Raw genomic sequence first — 14495 nt, 5'->3', positions numbered from 1 at the left:
TCTCCGCCGGCTACTTGGTGACCGCTGCGGCGAGCTTGGAGAGCGGCTCGGCGAGCGCGTTCACGCCGTCCGACAGCTCCTTGCGCTCCGGCTCGCCGACCTTGTCGTACGAGGTGAACTCGTAGCCGTTCTTGTCGGTGCGGTACTTGTCCAGCAGCACGGTCAGCGCCGCGAACTGGGTGTCGAGCTGCTTGACCAGCTCCGGGTCGTTCTTCGAGGCGATCGGCTTGAGGAGCTCGTACGCCTTCTGCGCGCCCTCGACGTTGGCCTTGAAGTCGACCAGGTCGGTGCGCGAGTAGCGCTCCTCCTCACCGGTGACCTTGCCGGTGGCGACCTCGTCGAGGAGCTCCTTGGCGCCGTTGGCGATCGAGGTCGGGGTGATCTCCGCCTGGCCGACCTTCTTCTGCCAGTCGGTGAGGTCCGTGATCAGGGTGTCGGCGAGCTGCTTCTCGCGGTCGCCGATCTTGTTGTCGGCCCACAGGGCCTTCTCCAGGCGGTGCCAGCCGGTCCAGTCCTTCTCCAGGTCCTGACCGGCCTCCAGGCCGTCCTCGCGGACGTCGACCTTGGGGTCGATGTCGCCGAAGGACTCGGCGACCGGCTCGGTGCGCTCCCAGCCGATGCGCGAGGTGGCGTAGAGCTTCTTCGCGCCCTCGATGTCACCGGCCTTCACCGCGTCCGCGAAGGCCTGCGCCTTGGGAAGGGTCTCCTCGGCCTGCTGGACCACGTACGCGCGGTAGGCGGCGACCGCGGCGTCCATCTCGGGGCTGCGCTTCTCCTCGGCGCCGCCCTTGCCGGTGGCCTTGACCTTCTGCTTGATGCCGTCGCCCTTCATGCCGGGCTTGCAGACGATCTCGTAGTCGCCCGCCTTGATCTCGGCGGTGATGGAGGCCTTGGTGCCGGGGCCGATGTTCTCGCGCTCGGTCACGATGCGGGCGTCCGGGAAGAGGACGTAGACCTCGGTGACCTTGGAGCCCTTGTTCTCGACGTCGATCTGCACCTTGCCGGAGGGGAACTCCGTCTTCGACACCTCGCAGGCGCTGTCGGACGCCGCCACCTTGATCGCGTCGTTGCCGCCCGCTTCGCTCTTCTGGGAGCAGCCGGTGACGGCGGTCAGGGCGGCGGCCACGGAGGCAGCGGCGATGACAGTGAGGCGAGCGGGGCGCATGTGGGGGCTCCTGGCGTCGGACGAAGGGGCCGTCCCGAAGGGGGAGAGGCCGATGAGGCGGACCTAACTTAACCGAGGCTTACCTCACCCATACCCCCGCGTACCGTGATTCAGCTCACGGCTTTCGGCCATGGACACGGCCCTGTCACGGGCCCTCCATGACAGCCCCATGACACGGTCAAGCGACGGTCAAGTCCGGACGGGGACGACCAGTGGGGCCCCGGTGCGCGGGTGCGGGAACACCTCCACCGGCTGCCGGTAGACCCGGCTCAGCAGCTCGCCCTCGAACACCTCGGCCGGCGGGCCGTCCGCGGCGATCCGCCCGTCGTGCAGGACGGCCGCCCGGTCCGCGTAGGCGGCGGCGAGCCCCAGGTCGTGCAGGACGACGACGACCGCGTCCCCGGCCGCGGCCCGCTCCCGGCAGATGCGCAGCACGAGCTCCTGGTGGCGCAGGTCGAGGGCGGCGGTCGGTTCGTCGAGCAGCAGCAACGGGGCCCGCTGGGCCAGTACGCGGGCCAGTGCGACCCGGGCCCGCTCACCGCCGGAGAGGGCGGAGAAGGGGCGCGCGGCGAAGTCCGTGACCTCGGTGGCGGCCATGGCGACGGCCACCGCCTCCTCGTCGGCCTCGGCGAGGGGGGTGCCGGCCCAGGGCGCGCGACCCATCCGTACGACCTCCTCCACCGGGAAGGGGAAGGACAGTGCGGCCGACTGGGGGAGTACGGAGCGGCGCAACGCGAGATCCGGGGCGCTCCACTCGCCCACCGGGCGGCCGTCGATCCGGATCACGCCGGAGGCGGCGGGCAGATCGGCGGCGAGCGCGCCCAGCAGCGTGGACTTGCCCGCGCCGTTGGGGCCGACCAGGGCCAGCACCTCGCCGGCCCGGGCGGTCAGGTCGATGCCGGCCAGCACCTCGCGCCGCCCGAGCCGCAGGCGCAGGTCCACGGCCTCGGCGACGGCGTCGCCCGGGGCGGGCCGGGCCGGGACGGTTCGGCGACCACGGGCGAGCAGCCCGGTCAGCTTGCTGGTCACGCCCAGCCTCCTTGCTTACGGCGGGTGCGGCGCAGCAGCCAGAAGAAGAAGGGGCTGCCGAGCAGGGCGGTCAGTACACCGAGCGGCAGCTCGGCGGGCTGGGCGAGGGTCCGGGCGGCCAGGTCGCCCGCGACCAGGACGACGGCGCCGGCGAGGGCGCTGCCGGGGACCAGGAAGCGGTGGCCGGGGCCGTTGGCCATGCGCAGCAGGTGCGGGACGAGCAGGCCGATGAAGGTGATGACGCCGGCCACGGCGACGGCGGCGGCGGTGAGCAGCGCGACGACCAGGATGAGGGAGAGCCGCAGCCGTTCGACGTCGATGCCGAGGTGGCGGGCGGGGCGTTCGCCGAGCGCGAGCAGGTCGAGGCGGCGGGAGTAGAGCGGGGCGACGAGCAGGCCGGCGACGGCGCACGGCAGGACGGCGAGGACCTTGGGCCAGGTGGCCTGGGCGAGGGAGCCGAGCTGCCAGAAGGTGATCTGGTTGACCTGGCCGCTGTCCGCGAAGAAGACGAACAGGCCGATGAGGGCGCCGGCGAAGGCGTTGACGGCGATGCCGGTGAGGATGAGGGTGACGACCTCCGTCCGCCCGGCGTTGCGGGAGAGGAGGTAGACCGAGCTGACGGTGATCAGGCCCGCGACGAACGCGCAGACGGTGATGGTCCAGTTGCCGAAGAAGCTGAGGCCGAGGCCGATGGCGGCGACCGCGCCGACGGCGGCGCCGGCCGAGATGCCGATGACGCCGGGCTCGGCGAGGGGGTTGCCGAAGACGCCCTGCATGAGCGCGCCCGCGCAGCCGAGGGCGGCGCCGACGAGCAGGGCGAGCACGACGCGGGGGAGGCGGACGTTCCACAGCACGCTCTCGCCGACCCGGTCGAGGGGGGCGCCGCCGAGGCCGAGGTGGTGCTGGACGGAGGCGAGGACGTCGCCGAGGGGGATGTCGTAGGCGCCGGTTCCCGCGGAGACGAGGGCGAGGACGGCGAGGACGGCGACGAGAGCGGTGGTGAGCAGGGCGGGGCGGCGGGTGCGGCTGCCGCTGCGGTTGCGGTTGGGGGGCTTTGCGGGGGCGGGGGCGGTGGTGGGGGCGGTTCCGCCGGGGCCGGGTGCGCGCCGGGGCGTCTCCTCGGGCGCCGAACGTGACGAGGGGTCGGAACGTCGGGCGGCAGTGCGTTCGGCGCCCTGCGGGGATCGCCCCGACACGCCCCCGGCCCCGTCGGAACCGCGCGGGGACTGCCCTGGTACGCCTCCGGCCCCGTCGGAACCGCGCGGGGACTGCCCTGGTACGCCTCCGGGCCCGTCGGGACCGTGCGGGGATCGGCCCGGTGCGCCTCCGGCCCCGTCGGGACCGGCCGACCGGTCTGCGGGTGCGGTGCTTTCGGCCCCGTCGGGGCCGTGCGGTGCCGCCGTGGTGGTCGGTTTGCTGGAGTCCATGCCGGGAGCGGACCTTGCCTCGGGGTCGTAGCGGGTCACCGCAGGCGGCCGTAGAGCTGGGTGACCAGGGAGGAGAGGACCTGGTCGGTGCGGGGGCCGTAGTTGAGGAGGACGCCGTCGTCGACCGTGACCACGCGGCGGTCCATGCCGGCCGGGGTCTGGGCGACGCCCGGGATCTTGACCAGGCCGTCGATGCCGCCGACCGATTCGAGGCCCTTGGACATGACCAGGATGGCGTCGGGGGCGGCGGCCGCCAGGGCCTCGCTGGTGATCGGGGTGAAGTCCTTGCCGAGGCCGGACTCCTTGCCGGTGTCGACAGCGCCGGCCGCTTCGAGGAGTGAGGCCGCTCCGGAGTCCGAGCCGCCCAGCAGGTAGACGGAGGCGGTGCCGCGGAGGTAGAGGAAGGCCACCCGGGGCTGCTTGGCCGTGGAGGCGGGAACGTTCCTGCGGGCGGCGGCGATCCGGTCCGCGGTGCGCTGGTTCAGCTGCGTGCCGGCCTCCTTGACGCCGAGGGCGGCGGCCACGGCGTCGATCCGCTTCGGAACGTCGTCCAGTCCCTTGGCGGGGGCGATGACGAGGACCGGGACGCCGGCGTCGCGGATCTGCTGGATCGCTTCTCCGGGGCCACTGGTGGTCTCCGCTATGACGAGGGTGGGGCGCAGGGACAGGACGCTCTCCGCGGAGACGTCGTGTCCACGTGTCACCACCGGTAGCTGGGCGGCCTGTTCGAAGGTGGCCGTGATGTCCCGGGCGACGACCTGCTTGCCGAGGCCCAGCGTGTGGACGATCTCGTTGAGGCTGCCGCTGAGGGGGACGACCCGGTCCGCGGACGTGATCGTGACCTGGGCGCCGTCGACCGAGGGCACGGTGACCGGCAGGGCGGGCTGTGGCGTCGGGAGCGGTTCCAGCCGATCCGGGACCGCGGCCGCGCTGGGGGCGGATGGGCCCGGGGTGGTGGCCGTACCTCCGCAGGCCGTCAGCGCGAGTGCCAGTGCTGCCACGGCAACTGCGAGACGGGGAAAGCGGGTTGACGCGGCGGGCGTAGGCACGAAGGCACCGTCCTGATCGTCCGACTGAGGTTCTGGAGACCGGGGGGTGTTCATCCGGTCGCGGTTAGCTTAGGTTAGCCTAACCTTGCTCGCTAGACCTGAGGAGGGGGCATTCATGCCCACGAGACCCGTCCGTACGTTCGCCGTCGCCCTGTTGGCGGCCCTGTTGGGCGCGCTGCTCCCGGCGACCGCCGCTCAGGCGGGCACCGTACAGGGGGGTCGACTCGACTGGGGCATCAAATCGTCCTTCCAGAGTTATGTCACGGGTCCGGTGGCAAAAGGTGGTTTCAAGCTGAAGAGTGGCGCGGCCACCGTGGGTGGCAGTCTCTTCCGCTTCCATTCCGCGGCCGGTTCCTACGACCCCGACTCCGGTGCCTTCGAGGCCTCGTACTCGGGCGGGGTGACCTTCCAGGGCCATCAGAAGCCCGACGGTGTCCACGAATTGGACATGACGATCAGTCGCCCGACCGTCAAGATCTCCGGCGGCAAGGGCACCCTGTACGTCGACGTCTCCAGCAAGGCCAAGGACAGCGGCGCGGTCACCGAGCAGTCGCAGGTCGCCTTCGCCTCGCTCGGCGTCGGCGGCATCAACATGAAGGGCGGAGCGAGCCCGCTGTCCCTCACGAACCTCCCGGCCACCCTCACCGCGGAAGGTGCCAAGGCCTTCGCCGGTTACTACGGCGCCGGCACCCAGCTCGACCCCGTCTCGCTCTCCGCCGACGTCAAGACCGCCCCGTCCGCCGAGCCCGCGCCGTCGGCCACGGCCGCGCAGCCGAGCGCCACCGCGCAGACCCCGCAGGCGCCGGGAGCCTTCGCCGACGCCGCCGTCGACTGGGGGGTGCGGCGTACCTTCCGTGAGTACGTCACCGGTTCGGTCGGTCAGGGCAGGTGGACCCTCGCCGAGGGTGCCCAGGACGGCGGCGCACTGTTCCGCTTCCCGCAGGGCAAGGGCTCGTTCGACGGCGCGAAGGGCGCTCTTGACGCGGCCTTCGCCGGTACGGTCCAGTTCACCGGCGCCCACCTGGACCTCACCCTCGGCAAGATGAGCGTGAAGGTGGAGAACGGCAAGGGCGTCCTGTCCGCGGACGTCACCACCGGTGGCGCGACGAAGAACGCCGTGCCGCTCGTGGAGTTCGACGCCAAGGGTCTGAAGACCGAGGGCAAGCTGGCCACCCTGACCGAAGCCCCGGCCACCCTCACCGAGGGCGGCTCCCAGGCCTTCAACTCCATGTACAAGGCCGGCACCGAGATGGACCCCGTCTCGCTCGCCGTCGCCCTGGACGCCACCGCCCAGCTGCCCGCCCTGCCCGACCTGGGCTCGACGGCCTCGCCCGCCCCCGCGTCCGCGTCGCCGTCCGCCGAGTCCGCCCCCGCCGCGAAGGCCACGGAGTCCTCGAACACCGGGCTCTTCATCGCCCTCGCCGTGGCCGTCCTGCTCCTGGCCGGCGGTGGCACGTTCCTGGTGGTGCGCAAGCGTCGTACGGCGGCCGAATCGCCGACGCCGACCGACGCGCCCCAGTAGGCAACCCCCTCCTCTCCCCTTCCCCCTGTTCCTTCAGGAGTGCCCAGCCATGTCGTCCATCCGACGCCCGATCTCCCTCGCGGCCGCGGTCCTGACCGCCGCGGCGCTCGGCGCCACCGCCTTCGCCCTGCCCGCCACCGCCGCGGGCGGCCCGCCCACCGAGCCGATGAAGATCACCGGCGGCACCCTCGACTGGGGTGTGCTCGCGAGCTACCGCGCTTATGTGACCGGCATGGCCAAGGGCACCATCACCGTCGCGGACGGGGCCAAGCAGAACGAGGACGGCACCCTGCGCTTCGTCGAGCCGACCGGCGCGTACGAGCCGGCCGGCGGGAACGTGGTGAAGGCGGCCTTCAAGGGCAGCGTCACCTTCTCCTCGCCCGCCCCGCCGACCGGCCACGGCTTCGAGGTCAAGCTCTCGGACATCCGTATCGACACCGGGACCAAGAAGCTCACCGCGGACCTCACCAAGGGCGGCACGACCACCCAGGACGTGCCCATGGCCACCGTGGCCTTCACCGACCGGTCGATGACGAACGTGGCGACCACGCTCACCCAGGAGGCCGCGGACGCCCTCGGCTCGGCGAGCTACAAGGACAAGCCGGGTGACCCGCTCGACGCCGAGCTGGAGTTCGAGCAGCCCGCCCCCGAGCCCACGCCGGAGCAGCCCACCAAGAACCCGACGCCGCCGGCCGACGACACGCAGAAGGTGCTCAGCGGCAAGCTGACGTGGGGCGTGAAGGAGTCCTTCCGCAAGTACGTGCTGAGCGCGGGCTCGATCACCCCGGCCGGCGGTGCCGCCAAGAACGGCGACACCTTCGACTTCGCCTTCGGCAAGGGCGACCTGGACGTCAAGAAGCAGAAGCTGAACGCCTCCTTCCAAGGCAGCCTCCGGTTCCAGTACGCGGCCCACGGCATCGACATGACCTTCGGCAACCCCCGCGTCGAGGCGACCGGCAAGACCGGCACCCTCTACGTGGACGTCAAGAACGCCTCCGGCGCCAAGACGGGCCTTCGCTTCGCCACGCTCGACCTGTCGAAGACCGACTACAAGACCAAGAACGGCCTCCTGGCCCTGAACGCGGTCCCGGCGGCCTTCACCGCCGAGGGCGCGGCCACCTTCGCCAACGACGCCAAGGGCTCCATGTACAAGGCGGGCGACGCGATGGACCCGCTCAGCTTCGCCGTGGCGGTGGACAAGGACGTCGTCCTCCCGCCGACGACGGGTGGCACGACGGGCGGGTCGACGGGCGGGTCGAACGGCGGCACCACCGGCGGAACCGGCGGCACCACGGGCGGTACGACCGGCAGCACCATCGGCGGTACGGGCGGCACCGTCGGCGGCGGCTCCTCCGTCGGCGGCAACCTCGCCGACACCGGCGCCGAGATCCCGGCCGGGGCCCTGCTCACCACCTCCGGCGTGGTGATCGTGGCCGGCGCGGGCGCGGTGTACTTCGCGCGCAGGCGCCGTACGACCCAGGTCTGAGCCGTGCTTGAATTCCCGCGTGAACGATCTCGACGTGTTGAAGGTCTTCTGCGCGGGTGACGGCCGCTTCGGCAACCTGCTCGGTGTCGTACGCGACGGCCGGACCTGCCCCGACGATGCGTCGCGGCAGGCCTTGGCCGCCGAACTCGGTTACAGCGAGACGGTGTTCGTCGACGACCCCGAGCGCGAGGTCGTCGACATCCGCACCCCCGGCACGCGGATGTCCTTCGCGGGACACCCGCTGGTCGGGGTCGCGTGGTTGCTGGACATTGAGGAGCTCCAGCCGCCCGTCGGATCCGTATGGTCGCGTGACGACGGGGAGTTCACCTGGATCACGGCCCGGCCCGAGTGGGTCGAGGGCAAGCGCACCGAGCAGTACGGATCCGTCGCCGAGGTCGAGGCGCTGCCCGCCCCGCCGCCCGGCGAGGGCTGGTTGTACGCCTGGGCCTGGGAGGACGAGGCCGCGGGCCGCGTGCGCGCCCGGGGCTTTCCGCGCCGCCCCGACGGGGTCATCGCCGAGGACGAGGCCACCGGCTCGGCGGCGATCCTGCTGACGGCCCAGCTGAACCGCGCCCTGAACATCACCCAGGGCGCCGGCTCCCAGATCCTCACCGCCCCCGGCCCGGACGGCACCGTGGAGATCGGCGGCCGCGTCCGTTTCGCCCCGACCCGGGACGCCTCCTAGGTCCTCTCTTTCGGATCTGGCCGGCCCGGCCAGATTCGGAAGAAGAGACGCCCTGGTGCTGTGACCCGGTGGACCTTTCCGGTCACAGCACTAGGTATCCCGCACGGACAGAAGTGAGTACGCGGGCGCTGCCCCGGCCCCGGGTCGCCCGGGTGCAATGGCGTCATGACGAAGACTTCCCTCGCCCCCCGCCCCGCCGAGCGCCAGCAGTGGCTGCAGGTGGCGGCGCTCTTCACCGTGCTGGCCCCGGTGGCCGTGTGGTGCGGCCGGGCGACCTCCTACCTGCCCGGCTTCCCGCCCGGATTCGTCTTCCTCTACGCCGTCCCGCTGGCGATGGTGGCCTTCACCTGGATCCCGCCCCGGACCGACGCGCAGCGCAGGCGACGCCTCGCGCTGGGCAGCATCGGCTGCCTCCTGGCCTTCCTCTACCCCCACGTGCTCCTCGTCGGGTGGCTCACGCTCTGGGCGTTCTCGGCCGGCTGACACGGGGCGCGGAGCCCGATTTTTTACCGACAAGGCGTCGGGAACTCATTGACTTAGGCAAGCCTAAGTAGGAGGATCAGGCGTGGCGGCATTGCCGTCACGCCTGTTTCCTCTTCCTGGAGGTCCGCCTTGGACGCCTTCTCTACGGTCATCCGCGTCGCCTCGCACGAGCAGCACACCGAGGCCGAGACGTCGACCTTCATGAGCGATCTGCTGGGTGGACGACTCGGCGTGGACGCCTACACGCGCTACACCGAGCAGCTGTGGTTCGTGTACCGGGCCCTGGAGGACGCGGCCGAATCCCTCAAGGACGACCCGGTGGCCGGCCCCTTCATCCAGCCCGAGCTCATGCGCGTCGCCGAGATCGAGCGCGACCTCGCGCACCTGGTGGGCCCGGACTGGCGCGAGAGCGTGACGGCCCTGCCCGCGACGCGTGCGTATGCCGACCGGGTCGCCCGGTGCGCCGCCGAGTGGCCGGGCGGGTACGTCGCCCACCACTACACCCGCTACCTGGGCGACCTCTCCGGCGGCCAGATCATCCGTGACAAGGCCGAGCGCACGTGGGGCTTCGAGCGTAAGGGCGACGGCGTCCGGTTCTACGTCTTCTCGGACATCTCCAACCCGGCCGCCTTCAAGCGGACCTACCGCGAGCTGCTGGACGCCATCGTCGCGGACGACCTGGAGAAGCAGCGCATCATCGACGAGTGCAAGCGTGCCTTCGACTTCAACGGCGCGGTCTTCCGCGAGCTGGGCGAGCAGTTCCCGCTCAGCGCGTAGCCCCTCCGGGGAGGTCTGCGGAAACCACGGAAACAGGGCCGGGCCCGGTGCACAGGTGCACCGGGCCCGGTCGCGTACCGGTGGACCTTTCCGGTCACAGCACTAGGGGAGGGTCAGGATCTCCGCGCCCGAGTCCGTCACCACCAGCGTGTGCTCGAACTGCGCCGTGCGCTTGCGGTCCTTGGTGACGACCGTCCAGCCGTCCGCCCACATGTCGTACTCGTGGGTGCCCAGCGTCAGCATCGGCTCGATGGTGAAGGTCATGCCGGGCTCGATGACGGTGGTGGCGTGCGGGCTGTCGTAGTGCGGGACGATCAGGCCGGAGTGGAAGGACGAGTTGATGCCGTGGCCGGTGAAGTCCCGGACCACGCCGTAGCCGAAGCGCTTCGCGTACGACTCGATGACCCGGCCGATGATGTTGATCTGGCGGCCCGGCTTGACGGCCTTGACGGCCCGGTTCAGCGCCTCCCGGGTGCGCTCCACCAGCAGCCGCGACTCCTCGTCCACCTCCCCGCACAGGTAGGTCGCGTTGTTGTCGCCGTGCACGCCGCCGATGTACGCGGTCACGTCGAGGTTCACGATGTCGCCGTCGCGCAGGACGGTGGAATCGGGGATGCCGTGGCAGATGACCTCGTTCACGGAGGAACACAGCGACTTGGGGAAGCCCCGGTAACCGAGCGTCGAGGGGTAGGCCCCGTGGTCGCACATGTACGCGTGGGCGACCCGGTCGAGCTCGTCGGTGGTCACCCCCGGCGCGATCAGCTTCGCGGCCTCTTCCATCGCCTGGGCGGCGATCCGGCCGGCGATGCGCATGGCCTCGATGGTCTCGGCCGTCTGCACCTCCGGTCCGGTGTACGGAGTGGGCGCGGGCTTGCCCACGTACTCGGGCCGGCGGATGTTTCCGGGAACGGAACGGGCGGGAGAGAGCTCGCCTGGTACGAGCAGCGACTGGCCAGACATGCGAGCGAGTGTATCCAGCGGGGATGGGGCAGCATGGCGGGACGGAGCGGTATGAGAGGAGCCCGACGACGATGGCCCTGTTCAAGAAGCGTCAGGTGGGCAAACCCGGCGAGTGGTACTACTGCCTGGTCCACAAGAAGGTCGAGGAAGGTCCCGACTGTCCGGCCAAGGACCGGTTCGGGCCGTACGCGACCCCGGAGGAGGCGAACCACGCCATGGAGACGGCGCAGGAACGCAACCTCGAATGGCAGAACGACCCCAAGTGGAACGACAAGACCCGCGAGGACGAAGAGGGCACCACCGGCACGGGCGGGGCGTAGGTCCTACCAGCGGCTGGGCGGCGGCGCGGTCAGGTGGTCGGCCAGCCGCGCCAGCCGGTCCCTGAAGCGGCGCGGTCCGCGCTGCGCAGGCGTGCCGTTCTCCCCGGCCGCCGCGCTGACCAGGTGCTGCACGGTGTCCAGATCCATCTCGCCGTCGGGTTCCGGTACCGACAGGGCGTCGTGGGCGAGCGTGCCCAGGTCCGGGTCCCCGCCGTCCAGGGACAGTACGGTCGCCCCCGCGCGCCGGGCGTCGTGGACGCGCTCCAGCAGACCCTCGCCCGGAGCCCCGGGCGCCACCACCAGCAGCGTGTGCCCGCGCCGGGCCGCCGCCAGCCGGCCCAGCCCCACCGACAGGTGCGGCGGCTCCCCGGGCCGCACGTGGTGGCGTACGAGCGTGGGCGCCAGCTCCGGCAGACCCGACCAGGCGGACTCGTCCACCAGGTGCGCCGCCAGATGCCAGGGCTCGTAGCCCTCGGTCCCCACCAGCAGCAGCTGACCACCGGCCGGCACGACGGACCGGCGCAGCGATCCGGCGAAACGGCGCGCGGCGCCCGGCCACTGCGTACCGGCGAGCACCTCGCGCAGCAGCGCGACCCTCACGGCGTCCATATCGGCATCCTGCACCATGCGGGGGGCACGGGGAGCGGTTCCTTCCCCTTCGACACCCTTCGACTGTGGGCTACCCGGCAGTACCCTCGCCCCCATGACTTCCTCAGACAACACGCAGAAGCCGCCGGTCAAGGACCCGTGGGAGCTGCCGGACGTGTCCGGCCTCGTCGTCGGCGTCCTCGGCGGCACCGGAGACCAGGGCCGGGGCCTGGCCTACCGGCTCGCCAGGGCCGGCCAGAAGGTGATCATCGGGTCCCGCGCCGCCGACCGCGCGCGGACCGCGGCCGAGGAGCTGGGCCTGGGCGTGGAGGGCGCGGACAACGCCGAGTGCGCGCGCCGCAGCGACATCGTGATCATCGCGGTGCCGTGGGAGGGCCACGCCAAGACCCTCGAGGCGCTGCGCGAGGACCTCGCGGGCAAGCTCGTGGTGGACTGCGTCAACCCGCTCGGCTTCGACAAGCAGGGCGCGTACGCCCTCCAGGTCGAAGAGGGCAGCGCCGCCCAGCAGGCCGCCGCCCTGCTCCCGGACTCCCGCGTCACCGCCGCCTTCCACCACCTCTCGGCCGTCCTGCTCCAGGACGAGTCGATCGACGAGATCGACACCGATGTGATGGTCCTCGGCGAGGTCCGCGCCGACACGGACATCGTCCAGGCCCTGGCCGCCCGTATCCCCGGTATGCGCGGCGTCTTCGCGGGCCGCCTGCGCAATGCCCACCAGGTCGAGTCCCTGGTGGCCAACCTGATCTCCACCAACCGCCGTTACAAGGCCCACGCGGGCCTGCGCGTCACGGACGTCTGATCCGGTCCGTCCGGTCCCGCCCCTTCCGGGCCGGGACCGGACCGCCGGGAACGCGGATCAGCCCCGGCGGCCGCCTCGCGCCTCGACGGCGCCCAGGTGGGCCACCACACCGTGGTAGAAGCGGTCGACCGCGGCGTCGACACCGCGGATGAAACCGGACTCCGTATTGCCCCGGGTGCCGCCCATCCCCTTGATCAGCGACAACCGGAACCCGGTCGGCGCGGCCCCGTCCTTGGGCAGCAGATCGCCGGGCTCCGGGCGCAGCCGTTCCAGGGTGCCGCGCGTCCCGTTCCCACCCTCCACCAGGCTCTGGACGTGCAGGTCCGCCGGCGCTTCGGCCAGTGCCCTCAGCAGTCGCTTCACCATCGCCAGCGGGTAGGAGCCCTCCGGGGCGGGGATGTCCACGGAGGTCCGGACCTTGCCCGTCCGCAGATCGGCGGTGACGGCGATGACGGAACTCGTCCCGTCGATGCGCAGTTCGGCCGACAGCCTTCCGTCGACGCAGAGCGCCCCGGCCGCCGCGACCCGACGGGCCCGCGGATCGCTGTCGCGCCGGGTCCGCTGCACCGGCAGGGCCTTCTGCCCCAACTCGCCGCCCAGGCGCAGGCAGACCTGGCGGATCAGCCGCTCCCAGCTCTCGACGACATCGACGGCACGCTCGTCGTCGGGGCTGATGGTCTCGTCCTCGATGCCCTTGCGTACGGGCACCCAGGCGGGGCCCATGTTCTGGAATCCGTGGCAGCCCGAGTTCTCGTGCTGGAGGTATTCCAGGAGCTCCTGGAGGAGCCAGGCGTGGGCGGCGTTGCCGACCCCCTCGTGGCGGATCAGCATCTGGGCCTGGTGGGCCACCTCCGCCCAGGACAGGTGCCAGAGGCTGACCTTGTGCTTGCGCCGCCCGTCGATCTTGACGTCGACCACGGGTGAGCCGTCCAGGGCCACGTCGTTGGAGAGCGTGATCACCGCCTCGTAGCCGCGACGTGCGGCGATGTCCATGTACTGCTGGACCTGCTCGTCCTTGAGCGGGTTGCCGTGCGTCTTCGTCTCCACGAGGGCCGTCCACAGCTTGCCCGCGCGTTCCACCCGGACCACGCCGTCGGGCCGCCTCGGGGTGTCGCCGTGGGGGAGGGGGACCTCGGTGAAGGTCTGCATACGACCTGCGGGTGCCCCGAATCCGGCGGTGAGGCGCCGGCCCAGCTCGGGTACCTCCGCCATGACGGACAGCAGGACGGAGGTCGCCCGGACCTCGCGCTCCTTGTCGCTCTTGAGGGACGGCACGGGGAACAGCCGCGCGGTGCGCCAGGAATCGTTCTCGGCGAGGGACTTCTTGGCCACCTTGGGCAGGGTGACCTTCTTCTTCGTCGTGCGGGGTGCGCGGCCGCGGGTCTGGGCGGGCACGGTGGCGCTCGCCGTAGCCGTAGCCGTAGCCGTGGTCGCGGTTGTGGCCGCAGTCGTGGCCTCGGGCGCCGTCGCGGCGGTCGCGGCGCCCTCCTCCGGCGGCGCGGGCACGGCGGTGGTCGCGGCTTCCGGCGCCGCCGTCGGCTCGGTGTCCTCCAGTACCTCGATGCCGAAGTCCGTGGCCAGCCCGGCGAGGCCGGTCTCGTACCCCTGTCCCACGGCCCGGAACTTCCACTCCTCGCCGCGCCGGTACAGCTCACCGAAGATGAAGGCCGTCTCCACGCCCGCGTCCTCGATCGAGTACCCGACGAGCGACTCCCCCGACCGGTCCGCGACCGTCATCCGCAGATCGTCGAGATCCCCGAAGCGCGCCCCGCCGTACTGGCTGGCCGCCACCACGATCCGTGCCACGTCCTCGGGAACGGCGGTGAGGTCCACGCTGATGCGGTCCTCGTCGCCGTTCGAGGTCGGCGTCTTGCCCAGGAGCTGGACGCTTCCGTCCGCGGCGGCGGGGTGGTTGTAGAAGTAGAAGTCGTTCTCGCTGCGGATCTTGCCGTTCTCGTCCAGGAGCAGGACGGAGACGTCGGCATCGCCCGCTCCGGTGGCGCTGGTCCAGCCCAGGCTCACGACGACCGCCCCGGCGTCCTCGCTGAGGGCGGACAGGCTGACGTTCGCGCCCTTGGAGATCTCCTGCATGCGTGCTCCCCCCACTCACCCGGCGTCGTCCGTCGCGGGCCGAGCAGGCCGGGCCGTTCGTTCCGTGACGCGCGCAATACGGCGCGTATCCGC

General features: G+C 71.7%; 14 protein-coding genes. 7 read left to right on the top strand and 7 right to left on the bottom strand.

The features are described 5' to 3' along the window. Positions 1-10 precede the first annotated feature (10 nt). The 4 genes from efeO to AB8A24_RS15625 all read right to left on the bottom strand — a co-directional run bounded on the left by efeO (position 11) and on the right by AB8A24_RS15625 (position 4670). Positions 11-1165, bottom strand: coding sequence for an iron uptake system protein EfeO (efeO, locus tag AB8A24_RS15640; RefSeq protein WP_328963550.1), 1155 nt, complete (start codon positions 1163-1165; stop codon positions 11-13). 189 nt (positions 1166-1354) lie between these two features. Then, a complete protein-coding gene (locus tag AB8A24_RS15635; RefSeq protein WP_369476172.1) occupies positions 1355-2200 on the bottom strand; it encodes a heme ABC transporter ATP-binding protein in 846 nt (281 codons plus the stop codon). Beyond that, a complete protein-coding gene (locus AB8A24_RS15630) occupies positions 2191-3201 on the bottom strand; it encodes a FecCD family ABC transporter permease (RefSeq protein ID WP_369476170.1) in 1011 nt (336 codons plus the stop codon). The genes AB8A24_RS15635 and AB8A24_RS15630 overlap by 10 nt, the downstream gene beginning before the upstream one ends. Positions 3202-3656: 455 nt before the next feature. Then, positions 3657-4670 carry an ABC transporter substrate-binding protein gene (locus AB8A24_RS15625; RefSeq protein WP_328963551.1) on the bottom strand — a complete coding sequence of 338 codons (1014 nt, stop codon included), beginning with the start codon at positions 4668-4670 and terminating at the stop codon, positions 3657-3659. Positions 4671-4785: 115 nt separating this feature from the next. On the opposite strand from AB8A24_RS15625, the gene AB8A24_RS15620 reads away from it, so the two are divergent. The 5 genes from AB8A24_RS15620 (at position 4786) to AB8A24_RS15600 (ending at position 9623) form a co-directional block, all read left to right on the top strand. Next, on the top strand, positions 4786-6192 hold the full coding sequence (locus AB8A24_RS15620; RefSeq protein ID WP_369476127.1) for an HtaA domain-containing protein: 1407 nt from the start codon (positions 4786-4788) through the stop codon (positions 6190-6192). A gap of 49 nt (positions 6193-6241) precedes the next feature. After that, a complete protein-coding gene (locus AB8A24_RS15615; RefSeq protein WP_369476125.1) occupies positions 6242-7678 on the top strand; it encodes an HtaA domain-containing protein in 1437 nt (478 codons plus the stop codon). A gap of 19 nt (positions 7679-7697) precedes the next feature. Further along, on the top strand, positions 7698-8363 hold the full coding sequence (locus AB8A24_RS15610; protein ID WP_369476123.1) for a PhzF family phenazine biosynthesis protein: 666 nt from the start codon (positions 7698-7700) through the stop codon (positions 8361-8363). A 165-nt stretch (positions 8364-8528) separates the two neighbouring features. After that, the gene (locus AB8A24_RS15605) at positions 8529-8846 is read left to right on the top strand and encodes a hypothetical protein (protein WP_328963555.1); all 318 of its coding nucleotides are present in this window, start codon (positions 8529-8531) and stop codon (positions 8844-8846) included. Positions 8847-8975: 129 nt separating this feature from the next. Further along, positions 8976-9623, top strand: a complete 648-nt coding sequence (locus AB8A24_RS15600; protein WP_328963556.1) for a biliverdin-producing heme oxygenase — start codon at positions 8976-8978, stop codon at positions 9621-9623. A gap of 102 nt (positions 9624-9725) precedes the next feature. On the opposite strand, the gene map is transcribed toward AB8A24_RS15600, so the two are convergent. Next, positions 9726-10583, bottom strand: a complete 858-nt coding sequence (gene map / locus AB8A24_RS15595) for a type I methionyl aminopeptidase (protein WP_328963557.1) — start codon at positions 10581-10583, stop codon at positions 9726-9728. Positions 10584-10654: 71 nt separating this feature from the next. Between map and AB8A24_RS15590 the strand changes: the two genes are divergently transcribed. Further along, on the top strand, positions 10655-10903 hold the full coding sequence (locus AB8A24_RS15590) for a hypothetical protein (protein WP_030733080.1): 249 nt from the start codon (positions 10655-10657) through the stop codon (positions 10901-10903). Positions 10904-10906: 3 nt separating this feature from the next. Here the strand turns inward: AB8A24_RS15590 and AB8A24_RS15585 are convergent, their stop codons facing one another. Then, the gene (locus tag AB8A24_RS15585; protein ID WP_328963558.1) at positions 10907-11512 is read right to left on the bottom strand and encodes a hypothetical protein; all 606 of its coding nucleotides are present in this window, start codon (positions 11510-11512) and stop codon (positions 10907-10909) included. Positions 11513-11606: 94 nt separating this feature from the next. Here AB8A24_RS15585 and npdG point away from each other — a divergent pair, with 94 nt between their 5' ends. Next, positions 11607-12311, top strand: a complete 705-nt coding sequence (gene npdG, locus AB8A24_RS15580) for an NADPH-dependent F420 reductase (RefSeq protein WP_030733074.1) — start codon at positions 11607-11609, stop codon at positions 12309-12311. Between the two features lie 57 nt (positions 12312-12368). Here npdG and AB8A24_RS15575 read toward each other — a convergent pair whose 3' ends face one another. After that, positions 12369-14402 carry a TerD family protein gene (locus AB8A24_RS15575; protein ID WP_369476119.1) on the bottom strand — a complete coding sequence of 678 codons (2034 nt, stop codon included), beginning with the start codon at positions 14400-14402 and terminating at the stop codon, positions 12369-12371. Between the last annotated feature and the right edge of the window lie 93 nt (positions 14403-14495).

The organism is Streptomyces sp. BF23-19 (assembly GCF_041106355.1).
In the GTDB taxonomy this organism is placed as follows: Bacteria; Actinomycetota; Actinomycetes; order Streptomycetales; family Streptomycetaceae; genus Streptomyces; species Streptomyces virginiae_A.
The sequence above is the reverse complement of the archived record's forward strand: the minus strand, read 5'-3'. Positions and strand labels throughout refer to the sequence as shown.

What these genes read in the sequence shown, in the direction of transcription:
- AB8A24_RS15585 (WP_328963558.1), bottom strand. Translation starts at nt 11,512, where the DNA reads ATGGACGCCGTGAGGGTCGCGCTGCTGCGCGAGGTGCTCGCCGGTACG.
- map (WP_328963557.1), bottom strand. Translation starts at nt 10,583, where the DNA reads ATGTCTGGCCAGTCGCTGCTCGTACCAGGCGAGCTCTCTCCCGCCCGT.
- npdG (WP_030733074.1), top strand. Translation starts at nt 11,607, where the DNA reads ATGACTTCCTCAGACAACACGCAGAAGCCGCCGGTCAAGGACCCGTGG.
- AB8A24_RS15615 (WP_369476125.1), top strand. Translation starts at nt 6,242, where the DNA reads ATGTCGTCCATCCGACGCCCGATCTCCCTCGCGGCCGCGGTCCTGACC.
- AB8A24_RS15605 (WP_328963555.1), top strand. Translation starts at nt 8,529, where the DNA reads ATGACGAAGACTTCCCTCGCCCCCCGCCCCGCCGAGCGCCAGCAGTGG.
- AB8A24_RS15590 (WP_030733080.1), top strand. Translation starts at nt 10,655, where the DNA reads ATGGCCCTGTTCAAGAAGCGTCAGGTGGGCAAACCCGGCGAGTGGTAC.
- efeO (WP_328963550.1), bottom strand. Translation starts at nt 1,165, where the DNA reads ATGCGCCCCGCTCGCCTCACTGTCATCGCCGCTGCCTCCGTGGCCGCC.
- AB8A24_RS15575 (WP_369476119.1), bottom strand. Translation starts at nt 14,402, where the DNA reads ATGCAGGAGATCTCCAAGGGCGCGAACGTCAGCCTGTCCGCCCTCAGC.
- AB8A24_RS15620 (WP_369476127.1), top strand. Translation starts at nt 4,786, where the DNA reads ATGCCCACGAGACCCGTCCGTACGTTCGCCGTCGCCCTGTTGGCGGCC.